Genomic DNA, 24,031 nt, shown 5'->3' with positions numbered 1-24,031 from the left:
GGCGGCGTTCTACCGCGTAAATGCCGGGCAGCATCCCAACACAGGAGTCAACGACATGCCGAAGCAAACCGACTGGATCACCGTGGGCGCCCTCGCCGAAGGCTTCGCACCTGAGGCCTTCATCCTGCCGCAACTGGCCGACCTGTCCGGGCGCTCGCTCACCCTGCACTTCGCCAATGGCTGGATCATCGAGCACCGCTTCGACAGCGAGCGCCTGCACTGGCACGCGGCGGACGGCCACAGCAGCGGCAGCGCGGGGTATCGGGCCACCTCCGTGCGCCACGGTATCTACCTGGTCGACTTCATCAAGCACGAGGCCGGCCAGGCCTGGTCGGTGTCGCTGGTGCTCGACACCTTGGCGCAGGCCTTCACCGCCGTGCTCGGCCGCCTGCCCGACCAGGCCCGCACCCAGCACGGCCTGTACGCCCTGGCCCTGGCCGGCGAAGCACTGACCGGCGTCGAAGCCAGCTTCCTGCACGGCAGCCTCGACAGCCCCTGGCAGGCCGGCGCCTGCCCCCACGCGCCGACCACCGAGCTGGTTGGCCTGCGTAACCACTACCGCTACAGCCCAACCGAGGAGTACGAGCACATCTACCTCAACGCCAACTACTACAGCTGGCAGTGCCTCAAGGGCGTCGAACAGGGGCTGTGCGACACCGACCGGGCGTACTACTACAAAATCGCCGAGCAGCTGTACCTGTTCGTCTGGTGCGAGAAGATCGTGCCCACCCTGGGCCTGGTGATGATCGACCTGGCGCGGCACCGCAGCGACGGCAAGATATTTGGCTACCAGGGCGGCGGCTTCGATGCGCTGGCCAACTTCCCGGTGTCGTCCCACTGCCGGGTGCTCAACCGCACGGAGCATGCGCAGTGAGCCGCAGCGTGCTGGTCACCGGGGCCGGCAGCGGCATCGGTGAAGCCTGCGTCCTGCGCCTGGCCCGCCAGGGCTGGCAGGTGGCACTGGTGGGCCGCCGCCGTGAGGCACTGGAGCGCGTTGCGCGGCAGTGCGATGGCCTGGTGCTGGCCGGCGATGCCGCGGACAGTGCCAACTGGGTGGGGTTCATCGAGCAGGTACGCGCACGCTTCGGCGGCCTCGACGCGGTGATTGCCTGCGCCGGCGGCCATGGCCTGGGCACGGTCGAGCAGACCAGCGACAGCGCCTGGCGCGAGGCTCTGCGTAGCAACCTAGACAGCGCCTTCCACACTGCCCGGGCGTGCCTGCCGTTGCTACGCGAGCGGCGTGGCAGCCTGGTGCTGCTGGGCTCCATCGCCGCGCTGGCGGCCGGGCCCGAGGTGTGCGGCTACACCACCGCCAAGCATGCCCTGGTCGGCCTGACCCGCTCGCTGGCCCGCGACTACGGACCATTCGGCGTGCGGGTCAACTGCGTCTGCCCGGGTTGGGTGCGCACGCCCATGGCGGATAAGGAGATGCAGGCGTTGATGGACCACCACCAGGAGGACCTTGATGCCGCCTATCGCCGGGTCACCGCCGACGTACCGCTGCGCCGCCCGGCCAGCAGTGATGAAATAGCCGCCGTGTGCCAGTTCCTGGTCGGCGCCGAGGCCAGCATCGTCACCGGCGCGGTGATCGCCGCTGACGGTGGCTCGACCGTGGTCGACCTGCCGACCCTGGCCTTCACCCACCTGGAGCCGTCGGCATGAACGCGCGCTACGACTTCGAGGGTCGCACCGTGCTGGTCACCGGTGCGGCGGGCGGGATCGGTCAGGCCATCGTCGAGGGTTTCGCGCGGGGCGGTGCCCAGGTGCTGGCCGTGGATCTCGATTCGCCAGCACTTGAGCGCCTGATGGAGGCACAGCGGGCCCTGGGTCACGACGTGCGTGGGGAAACGCTGGACCTGGCCGACCCCAGTGCGATCGGCACCTTGCTGGCCAAGCTCGAACGCCTGGATGTGCTGGTGCACAACGCCGCGTACTTCCCGCTCACCACGTTCGCCGAGATCGACCCGGCGCTGCTGCAACGGACCCTGGCGGTGAACCTGGGGGCGTTGTTCTGGCTTGCCCAGGGCGCCTTGCCGCTGTTCCGCCGCCAAGGTGGCGGCTGCGTGCTGGCTACCTCCTCGGTGACCGGCCCACGGGTGGCCTATCCGGGCCTGAGCCATTACGCCGCGTCCAAGGCCGGGGTCAACGGCTTCATCCGCAACGCCGCACTGGAACTGGCGCAGTTCAATGTACGGGTCAACGGCGTGGAACCGGGGATGGTGTGCACCCCGGCCATGGGCAACCTCGGCGATACCGGGCTGAACGCCCGGATCGCCGCGGGCGTGCCCTTGGGGCGACTGGGGGAACCCGCCGATATCGCTGCCGCGATGCTGTTCCTGGCCTCCGACGCCGCCCGCTACATCACCGGCCAGACCCTTGTGGTCGACGGTGGCGCCACCCTGCCGGAGACCGCCGCACGCCTGTGATGGCGGCGACATGCAAGAGCGCTGGCAGCCACGGGCAAGACCACCGCCAGCGTTCCACGCGCTAATAGCCCGTCGCCTTTCGACACTGCCTCCACAACAACGCGGCACTCAAGACCGCACACAAAAAAACGAGGATCGATCCATGCGTCTCACTCCACGTCGCACCGCAATGGCCACGGCACTGACCCTGTTGGTCCATGGCCAGGCCAGCCCGGCCTACGAGCTGTACGCCGACGACGACAGCCACCTGAACGCCGATCTGCTCGCGGTCTGGGGCATGTTCAACAGCCGCCACAACTACGATGGCACCCCCGGTGGCTCGACCTGGCGCGAAGGTTTCATCAAGTACGGCCTCAGCGGCGACCAGGGCCTGGCCGGTAACGGCAGCCTGTACGGAGCCCTCAACTGGGTCAGCTCAGGCGCCTGGGGCGACGGCGACGCCGGCGGCAACCAGGACGGCTCCGAACGCACCACCAAGATCGAGGACGCCTACCTGGGCTGGCGCTCGGGCGACCTGTTCCCGTTGCTGGGCAAGGATGGCGTGGACCTGTCCGGTGGCCGCCAGGTGATCCGCCTGGGCAACGGCTTCCTGATCAACGACGACGGTCCCAACCTGGGCAAGGGCCCGGCCGACGGCCAGCTCAACCGTGGCGGCGGCTTCTATCTGGGCGCGCGCCACGCCTTCGACCGCACCGCGGTGCTGCGCCTGGGCGGCCAGGAGGGGCTGCATGGCAGTGTGCTGTGGCTCAAGTCCGACAACCGCGCCCAGGCCGAAACCGAACTGGCGGCCGGCACCCTGGACTACACCCATGACCTGGGTACCCTGGGCCTGACCTACATCCACGGCATCGACGTGGCCGACCAGTGGGCCAGCGAGTTCCAGAAGGCCCGCGAAGGCATGGATGTATACAGCGTGCGGGGCGAAGGCAGTGCGGGCCTGGCAAACACTCGGCTAGCCTTCGAATATGCCTGGCAGGACAAGCGCGGGGGGAATGAGACGGCCTGGTACGGCGAAGCGGCCTACACCTTCGCCGACACCCCTTGGGCGCCGCAGCTGACCTACCGCTACACCCGCTACTCCGCAGGCTGGGACCTGCTGTTCACAGGGCTTTCCAGCGGCTACGGCACGTGGATCCAGGGCGAGGTCGCCGGCAACTACGCCGGGCCGTTCAACACCAACAGTGGCATCCACCATGTCGGCCTGAAGGCCACGCCACGGGACAATCTGACCCTCGGCGCGCTGTTCTTCGACTTCGACACGGTGCGTAGCCGCGACACCTTGAACCTTGATGCGCAGGAGCTGGACCTGTATGTGGAATGGGCGGTCAACGAGCACCTGATCGTCACCCCGCTGCTGGGGCTGTTCAAGCCGCGCAAGGATGAAAGCAACGGCGGCAACCAGGTGGGCAGCGGGACCAACGTCTACAGCCAGCTGACGGTGGCGGTGCCGTTCTGAGTCATCGCGGGGCAAGCCCACGCCGATGGGCATCAGGCCCGGGGCCTGGGAGCAGGCTTGCCCCGCGATGAGGACCTGTCAGCCCAGCAACAGGCGCAGGTCGGCGCCCTGCTCACCCAGCGGCGGGCACCAGTAATAGCCGCCGCTCAGCGGCCGGCTGAAGCGGTACAGACCATCGACCACGCCATCCTCCAGCCCGCTCATGCGCCGCAGCTGCACCTCGAAGGCGTCCAGCGAGAAGCCCAGGGCGACGAACGCCAGGCCCGCGCCGCGCTCATCGGTCCAAGCCACCGAGCGCCGCACCACGAACGCCTCGGGCGCGAAGCTCTCCTGGGCAGTGCGCTTGACGTGGGCCGACTCGGGCGCGTCGTCGAGCTCTTCGTTGTCGCTCAGGCGGCGACCGATGATGTTGTCCTGCTCGGTCTGGGGCAGCGACTTGAAGTAGCCCAGGTCGTGCTTCCACAGCTGGAAGGCGGCGAAGCTCGAACCCGACAGGCCGGGGATGTCGCCCGGCACGATGGCAGCGGCGGCGGCGTCTGCGTCCACCGGGTTCTCGGTGCCGTCTTCGTAGCCGGTCAGGTCATGGCCGCCGCGATGCAGGAAGCCGTCGACGCTGTCGACCAGGCGCAGGGCCGGCGCCAGCGCCTGCTGCAAGGCCTGGGCGCGCAGGAACAGTTCGCCGCGCTCGGCACCGCGCAGCCACAACCACAGGGCGTGCTGGGTCGCCGGGTTCTCCACCACCGCGTCCAGTTGCGGGAAACTGCGCAGGCCCGGCACCTCACGGCCCAGGGCCTTGGCCAGCGGCGCGCCGACGGCCAGGATCAGGCTGTGGCCATCGACCTGCGGCAACAGCTGGTCCAGTGCGGCGGGCAGCGCCTCCAGGGAATCGAGGGCAAAGAACAGGTGACGGGCGTGGGCCGGCACCGGGGTGGCAAGCAGACCTTGCTGGAACGGCATGACGGGCTAATCCTCGGCAAAAGCGCGAATGCTACTGCCACAGGCCCGGCATCGCAACGCGACATGGCGTCATCAGGCCAGTAACAAACGGTTACCAAGATCGTCCACACGCGATTAGCTATCATTGCGCACCCACCTACACTCCTCGGGATCCTTCGCCCGAGAGACCGCCCATGACCGCCTCCCCCTTGCTCACCGCCCTCCTGCCGCTGGCCCTGGGCATCATCATGCTCGGCCTGGGCCTGTCGCTGACCCTCGCCGACTTTGCCCGGGTGGTGAAGTACCCCAAGCCGGTGGTGATCGGCCTGGCCTGCCAGATCCTGCTGCTGCCACTGGTGTGCTTCCTGATCGCCAACGGCTTTGGCCTCGAGTCGGCACTGGCGGTGGGCCTGATGCTGCTGGCCGCCTCGCCCGGCGGCACCACGGCCAACCTGTTCAGCCACCTGGCCCACGGCGACGTGGCGCTGAACATCACCCTCACCGCGGTCAACTCGCTGATCGCCATCCTCACCATGCCGCTGCTGGTGAACCTTTCGCTGATGTGGTTCATGGCATCGGACCAGGCCATTCCCCTGCAATTTGCCAAGGTCATGCAGGTGTTCGCCATCGTCCTGCTGCCGGTGGCCCTGGGCATGCTGATCCGTCACAGGGCGCCGCGCTTCGCCGCGCGCATGCAGAAGCCGATGAAGATCGTCGCGGCGCTGTTCCTGGCCTTCACCATCGTCCTGGCCCTGGCCAAGGACTGGCAGACCGTGGTCGAGTACGCGCCGATCGTCGGTGGCGCCGCGTTGCTGTTCAACCTGCTCAGCCTTGGCGTGGGTTACTGGGTGCCACGCCTGTTGAACATCCCGAAACGCCAGGCGATCGCCATCGGCATGGAAATCGGCATCCACAACGGCACCCTGGCCATCGCGCTGGCCCTGAGCCCGTCGCTGCTGAACAACGCGACCATGGCGGTGCCGGCGGCGATCTACAGCCTGATCATGTTCTTCACCGCGGCGGGGTTCGGCTGGTGGTTCAGCCGCGGGCAAGCACTGGAGAACGTGGCAGAGCAGCCATTGTGAGATAGTCGAATCCCAGGGACATGGCCAGAGCCTCGAACGTTAATGTTCAGGCCGGGTCAGGTCCATGGGTGGGATATCCGCATCCATCTTGTGCAGGTAGAGCGCCTGTGGCCGTTCAGGAACTCTCCCGCACCATCAGCTCGAAGCCCAGGTCCTGCTGACCGGTAGCCACCCGCTTGCCATCGAGCAACGCCAGCAGCGCCTGCGCCGCGCCGCGCCCGACCGCCGCGCGCGGGGTGCGGATCGAGGTCAGGCGCGGGACCATGTGCGCCGAGGCCGGCAGGTCGTTGAAACCGACCATCGCCACCCGGCGCGGCACTTCGATGCCTTCGCGCAGGGCCTGCAACACCGCGCCCTGGGCCAGGTCGTCGTTGCAGAAGAAGATGCCGTCGACATCCGGCGCCTTGGCCAGCAGGCGGCTGAACAGCGTGCCGCCCAGGCCGATGGACGAGGGTTGCGGGTCGAGCACTTCAAGTTCGGGGGCTTGCAGACCGGCCTCGGCGAGGGCCTGACGGAAGCCTTCGGCGCGCTGCATCACCCGAGGGTCGAGCTGCGCGGCGATGAACCCCAGGCGTCGGCGGCCACGCTCGATCAGGTGCCGCGCCGCGGCGCGCCCGGCCGCGTGCTGGGAGAACCCTACCGACAAGGCATCGCCCTCGCCGCCCAGCTCCATCATGTGCACGCACGGTACCCGGCTCGCGGCCAGCATCTGCCGCGAGGCCTCGCTGCGCTCGAAGCCGGTGAGCAGCACGCCGCACGGCTGGTAGGCCAGGTAGTTGCGGATCAGGTTCTCTTCCTCGGCGATATCGTAGTGATAGTTGCCAATGAGCACTTCCAGGCCACGGGGGCGCATCACCTCGTGAATGGCCTCGAGGGTGTCGATGAACAGCTGGTTGGACAACGAGGGGATCAACACCACCACCGACTGGCTGCGCGCCGACGCCAGGGCACGGGCAGCCGGATTGGCGACATAGCCGAGGCTCGACGCCGCGGCCATGACCTTCTGCGCAAGCTCCGGCGCGACCGTGCTGACGCCCCGCAGGGCGCGGGAAGCGGTGATGGGGGAAACCCCGGAAAGCCTGGCGACTTCCGCCAGGGTGGGACGACCAGTGGTACGCGAGCCAGTACGGGACATGAGTATTGTAATTTTACTGCTTGCAGGAATGGGGAACGGTCACTAAGGTAGCGCTGTCTCTGAATGCAGGCAATGCAATCTTGGTAGCAGGCATGCGTTCAGCGTCCATACTGCCAAAGACAAGATCAATAACACCCGGGAGGGTGGCGCATGGTTTTCGGCTCGTCCCGACCGAGACAGCGCTATCTCACCCAGCAGGAGGTACAGATGAACCCTTCCCTGTCCGCGATCGTGGTCATGGGCGTGGCCGGCTGCGGTAAAAGCAGCGTCGGCGCCGCCATTGCCACCCGCAGCGGCGGCCGCCTGATCGAAGGCGATGCCTTCCACCCCGCCGCCAACATCGCCAAGATGAGCGCCGGCATTCCCCTGAACGACGACGACCGTGCCGGTTGGCTGGTGCGCCTGGGCGAGGAGCTGCAGGCCACCCTCGCTGCGGGTGAACGCCCGATCCTCACCTGCTCGGCCCTCAAGCGCCGCTATCGGGACACCCTGCGCCTGGCCGTGCCCGAACTGTGCTTCGTGTTTCTCGAGCTGACTCCGCAGGAAGCCGAGAAGCGCGTCCTGGCGCGCCCCGGTCACTTCATGCCGGCCAGCCTGATCGACAGCCAGTTCGCAGCGCTCGAGCCGCCGCACGCAGAGCCCCTGACCCTGGCCCTGGACGCCACCCGCCCGCTGCCTACGCTGGCCGAGGACGTTCACCAGTGGCTAAAGCCTTGCGGTGAGCAGGCGCTGGCGCGGACTGCCTGATCCGGCGGTTTTCCGGCTCACCAAAGACAGCGCTGTCTCCATGCCTTCGCAGGCGCAATGACGCAAGACACGCGATACCAAAACAACAACGAAAAGACCGAGGTTCACGAACCATGTTCGGACTGGCTACCGATACCTTCCTGCTGCTTGACGCGCTGGTCACCATCGTCGGGCTCATCCTGCTGATCACCCATTTCAAGGTCCACCCCTTCGTCGCCCTCACCATAGCCGCGGGCTTTCTCGGGCTGACCTCCGGCATGCCGGTGGCCAAGGTGATGAAGTCGTTCCAGGACGGCTTCGGCGGCGTGCTCGGCTTCGTCGGCATCGTTCTGGCCCTGGGCACCATGCTCGGCAAGCTGATGGCCGACTCCGGCGGCGCCGACCAGATCGCCCAGACCCTGATCCGCGCCTTCGGCAAACAGAAGGTGCACTGGGCAATGATGTTCGCCGCCTTCCTGGTGGGCATCCCGCTGTTCTTCGAGATCGGCTTCGTACTGCTGATCCCGCTGGTGTTCATCGTCGCCCGCCGCTCCGGCGTGTCGCTGGTGAAGATCGGCATCCCGCTGCTGGCGGGCCTGTCGGTGGTGCACGGCCTGGTGCCGCCGCACCCGGGGCCGCTGCTGGCGATCGGCATCTTCCACGCCGACATCGGCAAGACCATCTTCTATGGCCTGCTGGTGGCCCTGCCCACGGCGGTGATTGCCGGCCCCCTGTTCGGTAATTTCATCTCGCGCTACATCCCGGGCAACCCGTCCCAGGAGCTGATGGACCAGATCGCCCGCGAGTCGAACCAGCAGAACCTGCCCAGCTTCAGCGTGACTCTGATCACCGTGCTGCTGCCGGTGGTGCTGATGCTGCTCAAGACCTTCGCCGACGTGGTACTGCCGGCCGAGCACATCGTGCGCCAGTGGATGGACCTGATCGGCCACCCGATCACCGCCCTGCTCGCCGCCCTGCTGCTGGCCTTCTACACCTTCGGCTCGGCCCGTGGTTTCAACCGCCAGCAGATCATGAAGATGCTCGACCAGAGCCTGGCCCCCACCGCCGCCATCGTGCTGATCGTCGGCGCCGGCGGCGGCTTCAAGCAGATGCTGGTGGACACCGGCGTGGGCAACGTGATCGGGCAGATGGCGGTGCAGGCCGAGATCTCGCCGATCATGCTGGCCTGGCTGGTGGCGGCGGTGATCCGCATCGCCACCGGCTCGGCCACGGTGGCCACCATCACCGGCGCGGGCATCGTCGCCCCGGTGATCGACCTGGTGCCGGGCGTCAACCGTGAACTGCTGGTGCTGGCCACCGGCGCCGGCTCGCTGATCCTGTCCCACGTCAACGACGCCGGGTTCTGGCTGGTCAAGCAGTACTTCAACATGACCGTGGCCGAGACCTTCAAGACCTGGAGCATGATGGAGACCATCCTCTCGGTGGTCGGCATCATCTTCATCATGCTGCTGTCGATGGTGGTGTGACCGTTGGTCGCCGTGATGGCACCTTGCTGATGGGGTCATGGCCCATATGAGAACGAGGCCCTGCGCAGGCAGGGCCGACTTCTTGTCATCGCAAAGGAGCTTGCCCGCATGAAACGTTCCTTCCTGCTTGCCGCCCTGCTCGCCTCGCCCCTGGCATTCGCCGCCGGTACCGGCGCCACCTACCCTGACGACCCGCACAACCCGGCGCCCAAGCCCGGCGTGGACAGCACCCTCAACCCAATCGAAAAGCCCATGCCGCGGGATACCGACCCGCGGATCAAGGGCAATGACCCGGACAGCCCGCCAGCCGAACAGAACAATGATCGCGACCTGCCGGGGATGGGGGACAGCGGCTCGGAGGGGATGGGGCGTGAAGGCGCAGGCTCAGGCAACGGCGGCAAGCCATAAGCTTTGCGGGAGCGGCGGTGATGCGCCGCTCCCACACCCTCCTTGTCACCGCAGCAGCAAGTGCCAGCCTGCGGCCCGGCTCACCACTGCCGCTTGTCCGGCCGTGTCAGTCCAAGTTTTTCGATCTTGTAGCGCAGCATGTCCCTCGACAGCCCCAACAGCCGTGCCGACTTGGTGACGTTCCAGTCGGTGCGGTCGAGGGTGCGGCAGACCATGTCGCGCTCCATGTCCGGCAGGCTGGCGGCTGCCGGTGGTTCATGGCGTGGCGCCTCGAATGCCAGTACCTGCGCCGGCGGCGCCAGCGGTTCGTCGACCAGGGTCATGCACAGGTTCAGCTGATGGGCACCGATCACCTCGCTGGGCGCCAGCAACACTGTCTGCTCGAGCATGTTGCGCAATTCGCGCACGTTGCCCGGCCAGCTGTAACCCAGCATCAGCGCCTCGGCCTCGGCCGAGAAGCGCAGGTTGGGCTTGCCGTAGCGCCGTCCGTGGTGGGCCAGGAAGTGCCGGGCCAGGCGCAGGATGTCCTGGCCACGGGCAAACAGGCGCGGCACCTTGAGGGCGATGATGCGCAGGCGGAAGAACAGGTCGCGGCGGAACTTGCCCTGCTGGACCATCTGCTCCAGGTTGCAGTTGGTGGCGCTGATCACCCGCAGGTCGACCTTGCGCTCCTTGACCGCGCCGATACGGCGAATGGTGCGGTCCTCCAGCAGCTTGAGCAGCTTGGCCTGCAGCACCAGGTCCATCTCGCCGATCTCGTCGAGGAACAGGGTGCCGCCGTCGGCCGCCTCGACCAGGCCCACGCGACGCTCCTTGGCATCGGTGAAGGCGCCTTTCTCATGGCCGAACAGCTCGGCCTCCAGCAGGTTGGCGGGAATAGAGGCGCAGTTGAACTCGATGAACGGCCCCTTGGCCCGGCTGCCGTCGAAATGCAGGGCGCGCGCCACCAGCTCCTTGCCGGTACCGGTCTCGCCTTCGACCAGCACCGGCGGCAGATCGCCGCTGGCCATGCGCCGCTCGGCATCGAGCAGCTGCTGCAAGGTGTGCTTGAGGTCAAGCATGGCCGGCGACTCGCCGATCAATGCCTGCAACCCGGACTTCTGCGCCTCGCGCTCCTGGTAGAACGACAGCGTGCGCTCCATGCGCTCGGCGGCCAGGGCCTTGTCCAGCATCAGCTTGAGCTCGGCCAGCACCACCGGCTTGGTGAGGTAGTGGAACGCGCCCTCCTTCATGGCCAACACGGCGTCCTCGACGTTGCCGTAGCCGGTCATCATGATCACCTTGAGCTCCGGCGCCTGCTCCACCAGCGTGCGCAACAGGTCGTGGCCGCTCATGCCGGGCAGCGAATTGTCGGTCAGCACGGCGTCGGGCCGGGCGCGCTTGATCTGCTCCAGCGCCAGTTCCGCGCTGTGGCACACCGTGACCTCGAACCCTTTGAGGTTCAGGTAGGTGCGAATGTTGTCGGCAAGGATTTCATCATCCTCGACCACCAGGATGCTGTGCTCCATGGTCCCCTCCCGCTGCAATATTGAAAGTCAGGCTGACGCGGGTTCCTTCCTCTTCGCGGCTGGTCAGCTCGACCGCGCCGCCAAAGCGTTCCATAATCCTTTTGACCAGGGCCAGGCCAACACCCAGGCCGCCTTGCTTGGTGGTGAAGAACGGCTTGAACACCATGCGCCGCTGCTGCTCGCTCATGCCCTTGCCGGTATCGCTGAGCTGCAGTTGCGCCTGCTGCCCCTCCAGCTGGCGCACCTCGGCGCGCAGCTCGCCACCCTGGGGCATGGCCTCCAGGGCGTTGGCAAACAGGCTGTTGAGGATCTGCGTCAGTTGCAACGGCTGGCTGGCCACCCATTGCGTCGCTGGCCCGTCGAAGGCGAAGCGCACGTTGTTGCGCTCGATCTGCGGGGCGAAGGCCTGCCGCGCATCTTCGACGGCCGCCACCAGGTCGACCGACTCGGCTTCGTCGCTGGTCGGGCGCAGCGACACCAGCAGGTCGCGAACCCAGCGCGACATGCGGTCGACCTGGGTAATGATGTCGCCGATGTTCTTCTGCGCCGCCGGGCTGGCGATGTCCTGGGCCAGTTCTGCGCTTGAGCGGATATTGGCCAGCGGGTTGCGCAGGCTGTGGGCCACCGCCGAGGACATCTCGCCCAGGGCCACATAGGTTTCGCTGGCCACCAGGCGGTCTTGCTGGTGATGCAGCAGGCTGGCGGCGCGGCGCACGATCCAGAACAGCCCGAAGTAGATCAGCGCCCCTCCGACCAGGGTGGAAGCCCAGATCAGCACATAACCGCGATGGATGCGCCGCACCAGGTCATGCGGCTCCTTGTAGATCTCGACCATCGCCAGCACCTGCTCGCCCTGGCTGTCGAACAGCGGGATGTAGTTTTCGATGAACAGGTGCCGGGGCTCGCGCTGGAACTTCTGTTCTTCGCGGTCCTCGTCGGCCTTGTGATAGCTGGCCGACACCGACTTGCGCGAACGAAAGGCGTGTTCCAGGTCGTCATCTTCATCGATGCGCTTGCCGATCAGGTGCGGGTTGGTCGACCACACCACCGTGCGGTCGCGGGCATAGACATTGGCCAGCAAGGTGTCGGGCAAGTGTTCGACGTGGTCGAGGAACTCCACCCGGGTCGACTCGGCCAGTTGAGGGGTGAACTGCAGGTGCTGCTGGTCGAGGCGCGGATCGAGCAACTCGCCCATGGTGATGCCCGGCGGCAGCTGCGAGTGCCGCACCTCGGCCTGGGCCATGGCCTGGATGAACTGGGCGGTGAGCATGGCGTCACGCTCGACGCTGTCCTGAACCACGAAACGCGTCGACACATAGCCCAATCCACCGGCCACCGAGGCGATGATCAGCAGGCTGACCAGCGAGAACCAGCGCAGCAGGTTGAACTCGTGCAGCGGCGTGGCCAACCCGCTGGCGGGAGGCGCGGCCTTGTCGGGGGCACCGTTTTCGAGCGTCTGCATCGCATCGTTCCCACCTGGAGGCCGATGAGATTCACCGGCATGCTGCTCTGCTACCGGTGGTAGCAAAGTGATTCCATCGGACCTTTGCTGAAGGTGTCAGCGCAGGCTTGCGAGGGGTCTAGCAAAAAACCAGCCAGCAATACGAATTTATAATTTTTCCTTATAAATCATTACGTTGCTGATCTTTATTAATCTTGTTTGTTGGATAAATCCCCACTTTTGGGTAATGGTTACCCAGCTCAGATAATTTCCTTATATATCAGCGCATTAGAATCAAAATCTATAGTTTAAGGTTAAGTTGAAGCCACCCGAAAATTCAGCAGTACCCGGGTCCCTGCCCCCTCACGGCTGCTCAACCGCACCGAGCCGCCGAAGCGCTCCATGATCCTTTTCACCAGCATCAGCCCCACGCCGACGCCGCCTTGCTTGGTAGTGAAGAATGGCCGGAAGGCCATGCGCTGCTGTTGCTCGTTCATGCCCTTGCCTGTATCCGAGAGCCGCAGGCTCAGATTGCGCCGATCATTGCGCACCACTTCAACACGCAGCTCGCCACCGGCCTCCATCGACTCCAGGGCGTTGGCGATCAGGCTGCTGAAGATCTGCCCGAGCAGCGCCGGCTGACCCAGCACCTGCACGCTTGGCAGCTCAGGCAGCAGCAACCGCACGCCGCCGCGCTCCAGCGCCTGGGCAAACGCCTGCAAGCTGTCGCGCAGGCTCTGGGCCACGTCCACCGCTACGGCTTCATCGCCAAGCGGACGCAGCGATTGCAGCAGTTCGCGCACCCACTGCGACATGCGGTCGACCTGGCTGATGATGTCGCTGATGTTCTTCTGCGCCGGGCCATCGTCGAATGCCTGGGCCAGCTCGGCGCTGGAACGGATGCTGGCCAGCGGGTTGCGCAGGCTGTGGGCCACCGCCGACGACACCTCGCCCAGGGCCACGAAGGTTTCGTTACCGATCAGACGCTTCTGCTGCACCGCCATCAGCCGGGCGGCGCGGCGCATGATGCCGTACAGGCCGACGTACACCAGGCCCGCACCCACGGCGATGGCCAGCCAGATCAGCAGCAGGCCGTGCTCGATGCGCACGATCAGGTCGTGGGGTTCCTTGTAGATCTCGACCATCGCCGTGACGTTTTCGCCGTCGGCGTCGAACAAAGGGATGTAGTTCTCGATGAACAGTTGCTCGGGCGGGGTGACGAACTTCTGCTCGCTGCGCGCCTGCTCGAAGTCGTGGTAGCTGGCCGATACTCGCATCTTGTACTCGAAGGCCCGGTCGAGGTCGTCGTCCGACTCGATCAGCTTGCCGATCAGCGCCGGGTTGCTCGACCAGATCACCGTGCGGTCGGGGGCGTAGATATTGGCCAGGAGCATGTCCGGCAGGTGCGCAATATGGTCGAGGAACTCGCCACGGGCCCGGCGCCGGGCCTCGGGGTCGACATCGGGCAAGGCATGGTCGGTGCGCGGATCGAGCAGCTCGCCCATGGTGCGCACATTGGGAATCGAGACATGGCGCACTTCGGCGTCGGCGATGGAGGTAATGAACTGGGCGGTGAGCAACGCATCGCGCTCGACGCTCTCGTCGATGATGAAGCGGCTGGAGATCAGGCCCAGGCCAACCCCCACCGACAGGATGATCGCCAGGCTGACCCAGGCGTACCAGCGCAGCAGGTCGAATGGCTTGCGCGCCGGGACGGCTTCGGTCGGCAGCAGTGTGTCGTGACGGGGGGCGAGGTCCATGGCGGGCTCCGCGGCTGGGCACCTCTAGAGGTTATAGCCCAAAGTTGGGGAAAGCATGGGTCATCAGGTGGTTGGCGCTGCAACACTTGCGGCGAACACCTTGAAAACCCACCCCCTCAAAGCGGCGCATCCCCATCCAGCCCGCGCAGCAGACGGTAGTCACGCAATACATTAGGCACGTAGCGCTGGGTCTCGGCGAACGGCGGTACCACCCGCCCACGGCTGAGAACCGCCTCAGGCCCCGCGTTGTAGGCCGCCACGGCCAACGTGATGTCGTTGTCGAACAGCGTGAGCATGCGCTTGAGGTAGCGCGCCCCGCCCTGCACGTTGGCCTGTGGATCGAGTACATCCTTGACGCCCATTTCCTTCGCCGTGTCCGGCATCAGTTGCATCAGCCCCGCCGCGCCCTTGGCCGAGCGAGCCTTGGGGTTGTAGCCGGACTCGGCCTTGATCAGCGCGTGCAGCAACGCCTGCGGTACACCGTGGGCCAGCGCGGCGGCCGCCACCAGGTCGGCGTAGGGTCGCCCGGTGATCAGTTGCGCATTGACCGGCCCGCCCGCTGTCGGGCGTTCGCTGATGACCCGGTCGTAATGCCGGCCCGGCCGGTGCACGTTGGACAGTACGAAGCCGCCCTTGCCATCGCTCGAGACATAGATATCGGCCTGGGCGGCGAATGTCATCAGCCCCGCCACCAGCCCCAGGATCAGTCCTCGCATGTCGTTCGCCTCCCGCCGCAAATAACCCAAGCGTGACCCCCGATGTGGGGGAGATGCCCCGTTAACCCGGGCTTTGCGACTACGACGCAAGCCGCGTGCCGCCTGCTGCGGCCCATGGCGCAAGGGCCCGGAGCAGACGTGCACGGCTGTTGCATGGCAGGGGTAAATGCACCGGAGGGTTTCACCATGCAACGCAGCATCCGTACCCAACGCGGCTTCACCCTGCTCGAACTGTTGGTGGTGCTGGTGGTGCTGGGCCTGTTGGCCGGCATCGTCGCGCCCAAGTACTTCAGCCAGCTGGGCCGCTCCGAGGCCAAGGTGGCCCGGGCGCAGATCGAGGGGCTGGGCAAGGCCCTGGACCTCTATCGCCTGGAGGTCGGCCACTACCCCAGCAGCGAGCAGGGCCTGCAGGCCCTGGTGGTCGCGCCAGGTGGCGAAGCGCGCTGGTCGGGCCCCTACCTGCAGAAGGCCGTGCCACAGGACCCTTGGGGCCGCCCCTACATCTACAAGCAGCCCGGCGAGAACGGCGGCGAGTACGACCTGCTGTCGATGGGCAAGGACGGCCAACCCGGTGGTGACGGTGAAAACGCCGAAATCACCAGTTGGCAATGAGGAACCCGGCCATGCGCTATCAGCTCAAGGCCCTGGGAAGCCAGGGCGTGGTGCAATTGCAGGTGGAGGCCGAGGACAGCGACCAGGCCCGGCGCCAGGCCGAGGACCAGGGGCTGCGTGTGCTCAGCGTGCGCAGCCAGGGCCTGGTCCTGCGACGACGCGTGGCGGCGTTCGACCTGATGCTGTTCAGCCAGGAGCTGACCACCTTGCTCGGCGCCGGCCTGCCGCTGATCGACGCCCTCGAGAGCCTGGCCGAGAAAGCCCCCGGCGGCGCCACGCGCAAGACCCTGGAGCAACTGGTGCGCCAACTCTATGAGGGGCGCTCGCTGTCCCAGGCCCTGGCCCTGCAGCCGCGAGTGTTCCCCACCCTGTACGTGGCCCTGGTGCAGTCCAGCGAACGCACCGGCGCATTGGGCGACGCCCTCACCCGCTACATCAGCTATCGCCAGCGGCTGGATCTGGTCCGCCAGAAGCTGGTCGGTGCCTCGGTCTACCCGCTGCTGCTGTTGCTGGTGGGCGGCGGCGTGGTGCTGTTCTTGTTAGGGTACGTGGTGCCCCGCTTCAGCCTGGTGTTCGAGGGCATGGGCACCGAACTGCCGTGGCTGTCGCGGATGCTGATGCAAATCGGCCTGTTCCTGCATGCCCAGCAACTGCCCCTGGGACTGGGCACGCTTGTCGGAGTCGGCACCCTGGTCGCCCTGCGCCGCCACCCGGCCGTGCGCCGTGGCGCCGGCCGCCTGCTGCGCCGACTGCCCGCGCTGCACCAGCGCCTGATGATGTATGAGCTGGCGCGCTTCTACCGGTCGCTGGGGATTTTGCTGCAAGGGGGCATCCCCATCCTCACCGCGCTGGGCATGGCCCGCGGCCTGCTGGGCAGCACTGCGGCCGAGGGCCTGGAGCAGGCCAGTCAACGGGTCGCCGAGGGCCTGCCGTTGTCCGATGCGCTGCAGGCCGGCCAACTGGTGACCCCCGTCTCGCTGCGTCTGCTGCGTGCCGGCGAACAATCGGGCAACCTGGGCGAGATGCTCGAACGTTGCGCCGACTTCCACGACCAGGAGATCGGCCGCTGGGTAGAGTGGTTCGTGAAATTGTTCGAGCCGTTGTTGATGACCTTTATCGGCCTGCTGATCGGGCTGATCGTGATCCTGATGTACATGCCGATCTTCGAGCTGGCATCGAGCATTCACTGATGCTCGCAGGCAAATGCAGTGATCAGTAGTCGAACCGCTCCACCGCCCTGCGCCGCTCGTTGTCGTCCCGTCGGTCATACCCGGCCGTGGTCTGGATATTGGCGTGGTGCGCCAGCTTCTGCGCGATCGACAGGTCGTGCTCTTCGATCACCCGGGTGATGAATGCCCTGCGGAAATCATGGGGCATGATCTTGGCGCCCACCTGTGCCCCGCGCTGGCGGGCGATGTAGTAGATGGCGTGCTTGGTGATGCGCGCGTGGGTGATGTGGCTGCCACGGCGGATGCGGTTGAACAGGAAGCTGTCGTCGCGCTCGCCGGCCGGCAGGTGCTGGCGACGCAGGTCGAGCCAGGCCTGCAGCTTGTCGAAGGCCCAGGCCGGGGCATACTTGACCAGCTGACGGTTGCCCTTGGCCAGCACTTGCACGCTGCGCTCCTGGAAATCCACCTGGTCAAGGTTCACATCGACCGATTCCGATTTGCGCATCCCGGTGCCGTAGAGCAACGCCAGGATGGCTGCGTCTCGCACACCCTGTGGGCGCGGGTCGGCGGCGCACACGTCCATCAGCTCGCGGATCAGGCTGCGCCGCAGGTTGCGTCCCGGTGGCAGGCGGCTACCGGCGGCTGGCTTGACCTCGCGGATCATCAACAACTGTTCGTGCTCGATCAAACCCTGGCGCCAGGCCTCGTTCATCACCCCACGCACGGCATTGACGTACAACGACGATGTGTTGGGCGCATAACCATCGGCACGCAGCGCCGCGACCAGGGCGATCACATGGCCGGGCTCGAGGCGGTGCCAGGGCACCTCGGCGATATCACAGTCGGCAAACCCGAGGCGGTCGGCGGCGTCCTGCAGGATGTAGCGCATGGTCAGCTGGCTGGACGGGGCCAGGCGGGGGAGGTACTGCAGCAGCGGATTGCGCAGGAGGTCGGTCACAACGGGGATCCTGTAGCAAAGCCGCCCTGGCGTACAGAGGCAAAGCGGCGCAAAACGAGTCATTTAAACCATGATCAATGTCAAAATGACCAGAAATAAATAAAGTCATAATGACACAAAGCGGTGCCATCACCTTGATATTCAAGGCTTTTGAACGCTGGCATGGTTCGTGATGGTACCCCATTCAACCGTTTCGATCGAACCAAGGTCCTCGCCATGCTCGTCCAGCCGATCACCGCCCGCCCCCGTCAGGCCCTCTGGGCCCTGGGTTTTCGACCCTTCTTCCTCGGCGGCAGCCTGTTCGCCCTGGTTGCCCTGCTGCTGTGGGCCGGCGTGCTGGCCGGCGCTTTCGCGCTCGAGCCGGCCGGCGGGATGCTCGCCTGGCACCGCCACGAAATGCTGTTTGGCTTTGCTGTGGCCATCGTTGCCGGCTTCCTGCTCACGGCGGTGCAGAACTGGAGTGGCATCCCGGGTCTCAGTGGCCGACCGCTGCAGGGGCTGTTCCTGCTCTGGCTGCTGGGTCGGGCAAGCTGGTTCCTGCCCTTGCCCGCCTGGCTACTGGTGCTGATAGAGGGCGCGTTCCTGCCCCTGGTGGCGCTGGCCCTGGCGCGGCCGATCATCCAGCGTCGGCTGCGCAACAACTACCCCATCATCGGCCTGGTATTGCTCATCGCGGCTTGCCAGTGGCTGACCCTTATAGGCTGGCTGCGCGACGACCCCCTGTGGCAACGGCGAGGCGTGCTGGCCGGGCTGTGGCTGGTGGCGGCGATGATGAGCGTGATCGGCGGCCGGGTCATCCCGTTCTTCACTCGCCGCGGCCTGGGCAACATGAGCCCGGCACCGGCCCGGCCCTGGCTGGACCGCGCCTGCCTGCTGGGCAGCGTGGCGCTGCCGCTGACCTATGTGCTGGGGCTCAACGATGCATCACACCCCCTGATGGCCGTGCTGTTCGCCGCCCTGGCGGTGCTGCATGGCATGCGCCTGGCGCTGTGGCACGACCGTGGTCTGTGGCATGTGCCGCTGCTGTGGTCGCTGCACCTGGCCTATGCCTGGCTGATTCCCGCCTGCCTGGGGCTGGCGCTGTGGCATGCCGGGGTGCCGATCAACCCTAGCCTGGCCGCCCATGCGCTGACGGTCGGCGCCATGACCGGGCTGATCGTGGCGATGATGGCGCGGGTCAGCCTGGGGCATACCGGACGCCCTCTTCAGGTACCCCGCAGCATGAGTTGGGCATTCGCACTGATCCAGCTGGCGGCACTGGCCCGCGTGATCGTGGCGCCGTTCACGCCGCTGGGGCTGGGGTTGTCGGTATTGTTCGGCAGCGCGGCGCTGCTGCTGTTCCTCTGGCACTACCTGCCGATCCTGCTGCGTGCGCGGGTGGACGGCATGCCGGGCTAGCGGGCTGGCCCCGCGACGGGGCCGCATCTGGTCTACAGTTGAAGCCACGTTCAACCGCCAAGGGACCGCATGGCCTTCCACCACCTCACCCGCACTCACCCACGCCTGAGTATCGCCACCCTGGCCGGCCTGCTCGGCGGCTGGCTGATCCCCGCCGGCGATACCGTGCAGCATATCCTCGTCGGCTGGAACATCGGCGTCTGGCTTTACCTGGCCATGGTCCTGTGGCTGAGCCTGCGGGCCAATGCCGAGCGGGTGCGCAAGGTCGCCCGCATCGAAGATGAAAACGCCGGCCTGGTGCTGATCACCGTGTGCGTCTCGGCCATCGCCAGCCTGGCGGCGGTCACCCTGCAACTGGTGTCCAGCCGAGGCCTGGAAGGCAGTGCCCTGGCCTTGCACTACCTGTACACCGGGCTGACGGTGGCTGGTTCCTGGTTGCTGATCGGCTGCATCTTCAGCCTGCACTATGCCCGTCTGTTCTACACCGGTGACCGCCATGAACCCCCGCTGCGCTTTGCCGATGGCGAGCGCAACCCGGACTACTGGGACTTTCACTACTTCTCGTTCACCATCAATGTCGCCGTGCAGACCTCCGACATCGGCGTCGGCGGACGGGCCATGCGTCGGGTGGTGCTGGCCCACTCACTGGTAGGCTTCGTGTTCAATACGGCGATCCTGGGTTTCACCATCAATATCGCGGCCGGGCTGCTCGGCCAGGGCGCGTGAGGCACAGTTGCGGATGCGCTGGCATACCTGTGCCAGCACCTGCGCCTCGAGCACCAATCCCAGCCGCACATGCCCCGCTGCGCTGGGCCCGAACCCATCACCCGGCAACAGTGCCACGCCCTCTTCGTTCAACAGACGCTGGGCGAACGCCTGGGCGCTGAGCCCGGTGCCACGTATATCGAGCATCACGAACATGCCCCCGGCTGGCTGATGCGCATGGACGCCGGGGCAATCCTCAAGCGAGGCGCACACTCGGTCGCGCCGCGCCCGGTACACCTCGCGCATCCGCCCTACCTCATCTCCAGCCTGATCCAGAGCCACGCAGGCCGCCTGCATGACGAACTCCGGCAGGCCGAACAGCATGCTCATCACCAGATTGCCGAGGTGTCGGGCGAATTCCGGCGGCCCGATCACCCAGCCGACGCGCCAGCCACTCATGGCGTGGGACTTGGACAGGCTGCCGATCGACACACAACGCTCGGCAATGCCCGGCAGGCCCAGCGGATTCGCTGCCTCGCCGTCGTACAGCAGTGACTGGTAGACATCGTCGCAGATCAGCCACAGGTCGTATTCCTGGCACAACCGCGCCAGGCACTTCAGATCGGCCTGGCCGATAGCCGCCCCCGTGGGGTTGTGCGGGCTGTTGAGCAGAAGCCCGCGAGTGCGCGGCGTGATCGCCCGGGCCACGGCCGCTGGGTCCAGGCGGAACCCCTGCTCCGGCCGCACCGGCACCTGCACGGCGCGCGCGCCGCAGGCACCGAAAACCGTGTGATAGGTGACATACATGGGCTCGGCGACGATCACCTCGTCATCGGCCTCGAACAGGCACTGGCAGGTCGCGAACAGCCCGCACTGGGCCCCGGCGGTCACCACCACGCGCTCGGGGTCGGCCAGCTGACTGTGGCGCGCCACAGCCTGGCGCAGGGCGAGGCTGCCGCGCACATCGCTGTAATGGGTTTCGCCCCGACGCAGGCTGGCAATAGCGGCCTCGACCACTGGGGCTGGCGTGTCGAAGTCCGGATCGCCCACCGACAGCAGGAAGATCTCGCGCCCCAGGCGGCGCTGCTCGAGGGCCTGATAGTGGATGTCCCAGGCCGCGACTGCGTGACCGGCGATGCGTTGGGTGAGCGTGGAATACCGCATGACTGTCTCCCTGTCTGCCGGCCGGCACCGCTGGTCCGAAAAGCGCTGACGGTAAACATAGCAGAGCGCTGCTGGCTGCCAGGCCCCGGCCCACGGGGAAAACGTTTGCCTGCCCCCTGCGCGCCCACCGTTCATCGTGACAGGACTGTGACCGCCGTCATGCATTAGTACATCTGCCATATTTTCCAGCGAATACTGCCATGGCAGGTGCTAAGGTTAGAGTCCTGACGGCCAGGACGGCCTAGGCTGTTACCGCTTTGCAATCACCACGTTCACGAACAAGGAGGCTGGCATGAACAAGATGACGTTCCCCAACGCCTGCCAGGTGATGCGCTGGCATTTTCATCCGCTGGGTTTCGAGGCCAGCATGGATGCCCCGCGCAGCATGGTCGCCCGGCTGTTCGACCGGGCCACCGGCGAAACCCTGCTGGCCATTGCCGGCATCCCCTGCGCAACCATCATGCATGCCACCGATGTAGAGCGGATCATCGAAGCCGTCGAGGCCGAGATGGAGACCTTCGACCTGCTTGTCAGCCCACTGCGCAGCGCTGTCTAGCCTTCCTGGGCCTGACGCGCCTTGAGTGCCTGCAATCCTTTCATGAACTGCTCGGGCGGTACCGGCTGGCCGAGCAGATAACCCTGCAGCGAATCGCACCCCAGGCGGGTAAGGAAGTCCTGCTGGCCATCGGTTTCCACCCCTTCGGCGACAATGCGCAAGCCCAGTGCCTGGCCCAGGGCGACGATGGCCGAGACGATCGCCGCGTCGTCGCTGTCCTGCTCCAGGTCGCGCACGAAGCCGCGATCGATCTTCAGCTCATTGGCCGGCAGGCGCTTGAGGTACATCAGGCTGGAATAGCCGGTGCCGAAATCGTCGATGGACAGGTCCACGCCCATGTCCGACAAGCGCTGCAGCACGTGCAGGCTGGCGTCGGCATCGCGCATGGCGGTGGTTTCGGTGATTTCCAGGGTCAGGCGATTGGGCGGCAGGCCGTTTTCGTCCAGCGCGCGGGCCACGCTGTCGACCAGCCCGGTATGGCAGAACTGGATGGCCGACAGGTTGACCGCGATCCGCCACTCTTCATTGCCCTGGTCCAGCCACTGGCGCATCTGTCGGCAGGCCTCACCCAGCACCCACTCGCCGATCGGGATGATCAGCCCGGTCTTTTCCGCAAGGCCGATGAAACGGTCCGGCAGCATCAGCCCATGTTGCGGGTGCTCCCAGCGCAGCAAGGCCTCGGCACCGATGGGCAGCCGCTGCACGGCGTCGAACTTGGGCTGGTAGTGCAGACGGAACTGACCGTGCTCCAGGGCCGTGCGCAGGTCCTGCAACAGTTGCAGTTGCTGGCGCGCGTTACTGTTCATCGACGCATCGAAGAAGCTGTAGCCGTTCTTGCCGGCGCTCTTGGCGTGGTACATGGCGGCATCGGCGTTGCGCAGCAGTTCGTGCTGGTCCAGGCCATTGCCGGGATACAGCACGATGCCCAGGCTTGCCGACAGCTGCAGATCGTGCTCGGCCACACGGAACGGCTTGGCCATCAGATTGACCTGCTTGGCCGCGACGTTCATGGCGTCGTCCGGCTCGTCCAGCTCTACCAGCAGCACGAATTCGTCGCCGCCGATGCGCGCCAGTGTGTCCTGGCTGTGCAGGTGGCCGCGCAACCGCGCCGCCACTGCCTTGAGCAGCAGGTCGCCGACATGATGGCCGAAGGCATCGTTGACGGGCTTGAAGCCGTCCAGGTCGATGAACATCAGCGCGAAGCAGCCGCCCTGCTCCGCCACGCGGCCGACGGCCTGGTCGATACGGTCGGCCAGCAGCGTGCGGTTGGGCAGCCCGGTCAGGGTGTCGTGCAGGGCTAGCTGGGTCAGCTCCTGGTTGGCCAGGGTCAGCGAGCGCGCCAACTCCGCCGTGCGCGCCTCCAGCCGAGCATCGAGCACCGAAGTCAGCAAGGCCACCGCCAGCACCGCCAGGGTGGTGATCAGCACAAGGTAATCCAGGCCGTCGCCCGCGAGCCCCGTGGCCAGTGCGCCGCAGAAGCTGCCCGCCGGGAAGTTGGCCGCCGCCATGCCGGTGTAGTGCATGCCGACGATGGCGATCCCCATCACCACCGCCGCCACGCCACGGATCTGCCGCACATAGGGCGTGTGCTGGCGCAGGCGGAAGGCTATCCATAGTGCCGCCGCCGAAGCCCCCACCGCGATGGCCAGGGAGGCGCCGAACAGCGTCGGGTCGTAGTCGATGCCCGGCTGCATGCGCAGCGCGGCCATGCCCATGTAGTGCATGCAGGCAATGCCGGTGCCCATGATCAAGGCACCGAAGGCCAGTTGCAGCAACGGCAGCTTCGGCTGGCTCACCAGCCACAGGGCGAAACCCGACGAAGCCACCGCGATCAGCAGCGACAGGCCAGTCAGCGCAGTGTCGTAACCCAGCTCGATGGGCAGGCTGAACGCCAGCATGCCGATGAAGTGCATCGACCAGATGCCGATGCCCATGGCCAATGCCCCGCCGCCCATCCACAGGTACACCGCCCGGCCCTTGGCCGTGGCGATGCGCCCGGTCAGGTCCAGGGCCGTGTAAGAGGCAAGAATGGCCACGCACAGCGAGATCAACACCAGCGAGGAGGAGTAACTACCGATCAGCATTCGCACGTCCAGGAACGAACCGGGGAGGCCCGGGAAAAGCCGATGATTGTACTCAAGCTTTGCTGAAACGCACGGGGTTTTCGCGCTTCTCGATGGATCCAAAAGCCGCTCGCAAGCCCCGCAGTGAAGGGGTTAGAGCGTTTGCGCGAGTAGCTGAAGGCATAATGCCACTTGTCGTTTGCTTCTGCTCATGGCGTTGATCGCGGGCAAACCCATCGATCTGGCATCCCTGACCACGAGAAACACCAAGCCAAGCGAAGCGACTCCGGCTAAGCTCAACACACCACCACGCCGTTCCCGG

22 protein-coding genes are annotated in these 24,031 nt (G+C 66.2%); 13 read left to right on the top strand and 9 right to left on the bottom strand.

The window, feature by feature from the left end; genetic code table 11:
* Positions 1 to 55 precede the first annotated feature (55 nt).
* The 4 genes from ACODS9_RS01695 to ACODS9_RS01680 all read left to right on the top strand — a co-directional run bounded on the left by ACODS9_RS01695 (position 56) and on the right by ACODS9_RS01680 (position 3,882).
* Positions 56 to 874 (top strand): molybdenum cofactor biosynthesis F family protein, encoded by an 819-nt coding sequence (locus ACODS9_RS01695; RefSeq protein WP_401105600.1) that lies wholly within the window; start codon positions 56 to 58, stop codon positions 872 to 874.
* The gene (locus tag ACODS9_RS01690; RefSeq protein ID WP_489093099.1) at positions 871 to 1,662 is read left to right on the top strand and encodes an SDR family NAD(P)-dependent oxidoreductase; all 792 of its coding nucleotides are present in this window, start codon (positions 871 to 873) and stop codon (positions 1,660 to 1,662) included. The genes ACODS9_RS01695 and ACODS9_RS01690 overlap by 4 nt, the downstream gene beginning before the upstream one ends.
* On the top strand, positions 1,659 to 2,426 hold the full coding sequence (locus tag ACODS9_RS01685; protein ID WP_401105487.1) for an SDR family oxidoreductase: 768 nt from the start codon (positions 1,659 to 1,661) through the stop codon (positions 2,424 to 2,426). The genes ACODS9_RS01690 and ACODS9_RS01685 overlap by 4 nt, the downstream gene beginning before the upstream one ends.
* Before the next feature lie 169 nt (positions 2,427 to 2,595).
* Positions 2,596 to 3,882: an alginate export family protein gene (locus ACODS9_RS01680; RefSeq protein ID WP_489093133.1), complete on the top strand. Its 1,287-nt coding sequence runs from the start codon at positions 2,596 to 2,598 to the stop codon at positions 3,880 to 3,882.
* A 78-nt stretch (positions 3,883 to 3,960) separates the two neighbouring features.
* Here the strand turns inward: ACODS9_RS01680 and ACODS9_RS01675 are convergent, their stop codons facing one another.
* Positions 3,961 to 4,839: a Dyp-type peroxidase gene (locus ACODS9_RS01675; protein ID WP_489093098.1), complete on the bottom strand. Its 879-nt coding sequence runs from the start codon at positions 4,837 to 4,839 to the stop codon at positions 3,961 to 3,963.
* 173 nt (positions 4,840 to 5,012) lie between these two features.
* Here ACODS9_RS01675 and ACODS9_RS01670 point away from each other — a divergent pair, with 173 nt between their 5' ends.
* Complete coding sequence (locus ACODS9_RS01670; protein ID WP_489093097.1) at positions 5,013 to 5,903, top strand: bile acid:sodium symporter family protein; 891 nt, start codon at positions 5,013 to 5,015, stop codon at positions 5,901 to 5,903.
* 115 nt (positions 5,904 to 6,018) lie between these two features.
* Here the strand turns inward: ACODS9_RS01670 and gntR are convergent, their stop codons facing one another.
* Positions 6,019 to 7,038, bottom strand: coding sequence for an HTH-type transcriptional regulator GntR (gene gntR / locus ACODS9_RS01665; RefSeq protein ID WP_489093096.1), 1,020 nt, complete (start codon positions 7,036 to 7,038; stop codon positions 6,019 to 6,021).
* 207 nt (positions 7,039 to 7,245) lie between these two features.
* Between gntR and ACODS9_RS01660 the strand changes: the two genes are divergently transcribed.
* The 3 genes from ACODS9_RS01660 to ACODS9_RS01650 all read left to right on the top strand — a co-directional run bounded on the left by ACODS9_RS01660 (position 7,246) and on the right by ACODS9_RS01650 (position 9,659).
* The gene (locus ACODS9_RS01660) at positions 7,246 to 7,785 is read left to right on the top strand and encodes a gluconokinase (RefSeq protein ID WP_102685267.1); all 540 of its coding nucleotides are present in this window, start codon (positions 7,246 to 7,248) and stop codon (positions 7,783 to 7,785) included.
* 113 nt (positions 7,786 to 7,898) lie between these two features.
* Positions 7,899 to 9,251 carry a GntP family permease gene (locus tag ACODS9_RS01655; protein WP_038706074.1) on the top strand — a complete coding sequence of 451 codons (1,353 nt, stop codon included), beginning with the start codon at positions 7,899 to 7,901 and terminating at the stop codon, positions 9,249 to 9,251.
* A 108-nt stretch (positions 9,252 to 9,359) separates the two neighbouring features.
* Positions 9,360 to 9,659: a hypothetical protein gene (locus ACODS9_RS01650; protein WP_046855728.1), complete on the top strand. Its 300-nt coding sequence runs from the start codon at positions 9,360 to 9,362 to the stop codon at positions 9,657 to 9,659.
* A gap of 80 nt (positions 9,660 to 9,739) precedes the next feature.
* On the opposite strand, the gene ACODS9_RS01645 is transcribed toward ACODS9_RS01650, so the two are convergent.
* The 4 genes from ACODS9_RS01645 to ACODS9_RS01630 all read right to left on the bottom strand — a co-directional run bounded on the left by ACODS9_RS01645 (position 9,740) and on the right by ACODS9_RS01630 (position 15,084).
* Positions 9,740 to 11,167: a sigma-54-dependent transcriptional regulator gene (locus tag ACODS9_RS01645; protein ID WP_489093095.1), complete on the bottom strand. Its 1,428-nt coding sequence runs from the start codon at positions 11,165 to 11,167 to the stop codon at positions 9,740 to 9,742.
* The gene (locus ACODS9_RS01640; RefSeq protein WP_367858552.1) at positions 11,136 to 12,629 is read right to left on the bottom strand and encodes a sensor histidine kinase; all 1,494 of its coding nucleotides are present in this window, start codon (positions 12,627 to 12,629) and stop codon (positions 11,136 to 11,138) included. The genes ACODS9_RS01645 and ACODS9_RS01640 overlap by 32 nt, the downstream gene beginning before the upstream one ends.
* A gap of 293 nt (positions 12,630 to 12,922) precedes the next feature.
* A complete protein-coding gene (locus ACODS9_RS01635; RefSeq protein ID WP_401105474.1) occupies positions 12,923 to 14,368 on the bottom strand; it encodes a sensor histidine kinase in 1,446 nt (481 codons plus the stop codon).
* A 116-nt stretch (positions 14,369 to 14,484) separates the two neighbouring features.
* Positions 14,485 to 15,084 (bottom strand): lytic transglycosylase domain-containing protein, encoded by a 600-nt coding sequence (locus tag ACODS9_RS01630; protein ID WP_489093094.1) that lies wholly within the window; start codon positions 15,082 to 15,084, stop codon positions 14,485 to 14,487.
* A 186-nt stretch (positions 15,085 to 15,270) separates the two neighbouring features.
* Between ACODS9_RS01630 and gspG the strand changes: the two genes are divergently transcribed.
* Positions 15,271 to 15,696, top strand: a complete 426-nt coding sequence (gene gspG / locus ACODS9_RS01625) for a type II secretion system major pseudopilin GspG (protein WP_038706070.1) — start codon at positions 15,271 to 15,273, stop codon at positions 15,694 to 15,696.
* Between the two features lie 11 nt (positions 15,697 to 15,707).
* Entirely contained in the window at positions 15,708 to 16,886 is a 1,179-nt protein-coding gene (locus tag ACODS9_RS01620) for a type II secretion system F family protein (RefSeq protein WP_401105470.1), read from the top strand.
* A gap of 22 nt (positions 16,887 to 16,908) precedes the next feature.
* On the opposite strand, the gene ACODS9_RS01615 is transcribed toward ACODS9_RS01620, so the two are convergent.
* Positions 16,909 to 17,823 carry a site-specific integrase gene (locus ACODS9_RS01615; protein ID WP_489093093.1) on the bottom strand — a complete coding sequence of 305 codons (915 nt, stop codon included), beginning with the start codon at positions 17,821 to 17,823 and terminating at the stop codon, positions 16,909 to 16,911.
* A 216-nt stretch (positions 17,824 to 18,039) separates the two neighbouring features.
* On the opposite strand from ACODS9_RS01615, the gene ACODS9_RS01610 reads away from it, so the two are divergent.
* A complete protein-coding gene (locus ACODS9_RS01610; RefSeq protein WP_489093092.1) occupies positions 18,040 to 19,221 on the top strand; it encodes an NnrS family protein in 1,182 nt (393 codons plus the stop codon).
* Between the two features lie 69 nt (positions 19,222 to 19,290).
* On the top strand, positions 19,291 to 19,947 hold the full coding sequence (locus ACODS9_RS01605; RefSeq protein WP_102683921.1) for a DUF1345 domain-containing protein: 657 nt from the start codon (positions 19,291 to 19,293) through the stop codon (positions 19,945 to 19,947).
* Here ACODS9_RS01605 and ACODS9_RS01600 read toward each other — a convergent pair.
* Positions 19,864 to 21,090: a pyridoxal phosphate-dependent aminotransferase gene (locus ACODS9_RS01600; RefSeq protein WP_489093091.1), complete on the bottom strand. Its 1,227-nt coding sequence runs from the start codon at positions 21,088 to 21,090 to the stop codon at positions 19,864 to 19,866. The two genes, ACODS9_RS01605 and ACODS9_RS01600, sit on opposite strands and share 84 nt — an antisense overlap.
* Before the next feature lie 292 nt (positions 21,091 to 21,382).
* On the opposite strand from ACODS9_RS01600, the gene ACODS9_RS01595 reads away from it, so the two are divergent.
* Positions 21,383 to 21,646, top strand: a complete 264-nt coding sequence (locus tag ACODS9_RS01595; RefSeq protein ID WP_489093090.1) for a DUF1652 domain-containing protein — start codon at positions 21,383 to 21,385, stop codon at positions 21,644 to 21,646.
* Here the strand turns inward: ACODS9_RS01595 and ACODS9_RS01590 are convergent.
* Positions 21,643 to 23,730, bottom strand: a complete 2,088-nt coding sequence (locus tag ACODS9_RS01590; RefSeq protein ID WP_489093089.1) for a putative bifunctional diguanylate cyclase/phosphodiesterase — start codon at positions 23,728 to 23,730, stop codon at positions 21,643 to 21,645. The two genes, ACODS9_RS01595 and ACODS9_RS01590, sit on opposite strands and share 4 nt — an antisense overlap.
* Between the last annotated feature and the right edge of the window lie 301 nt (positions 23,731 to 24,031).

Source organism: Pseudomonas sp. FG36, from assembly GCF_057809275.1.
Note: the sequence above shows the minus strand (reverse complement) of the source record. Positions and strands in the feature narration are given on the sequence as shown.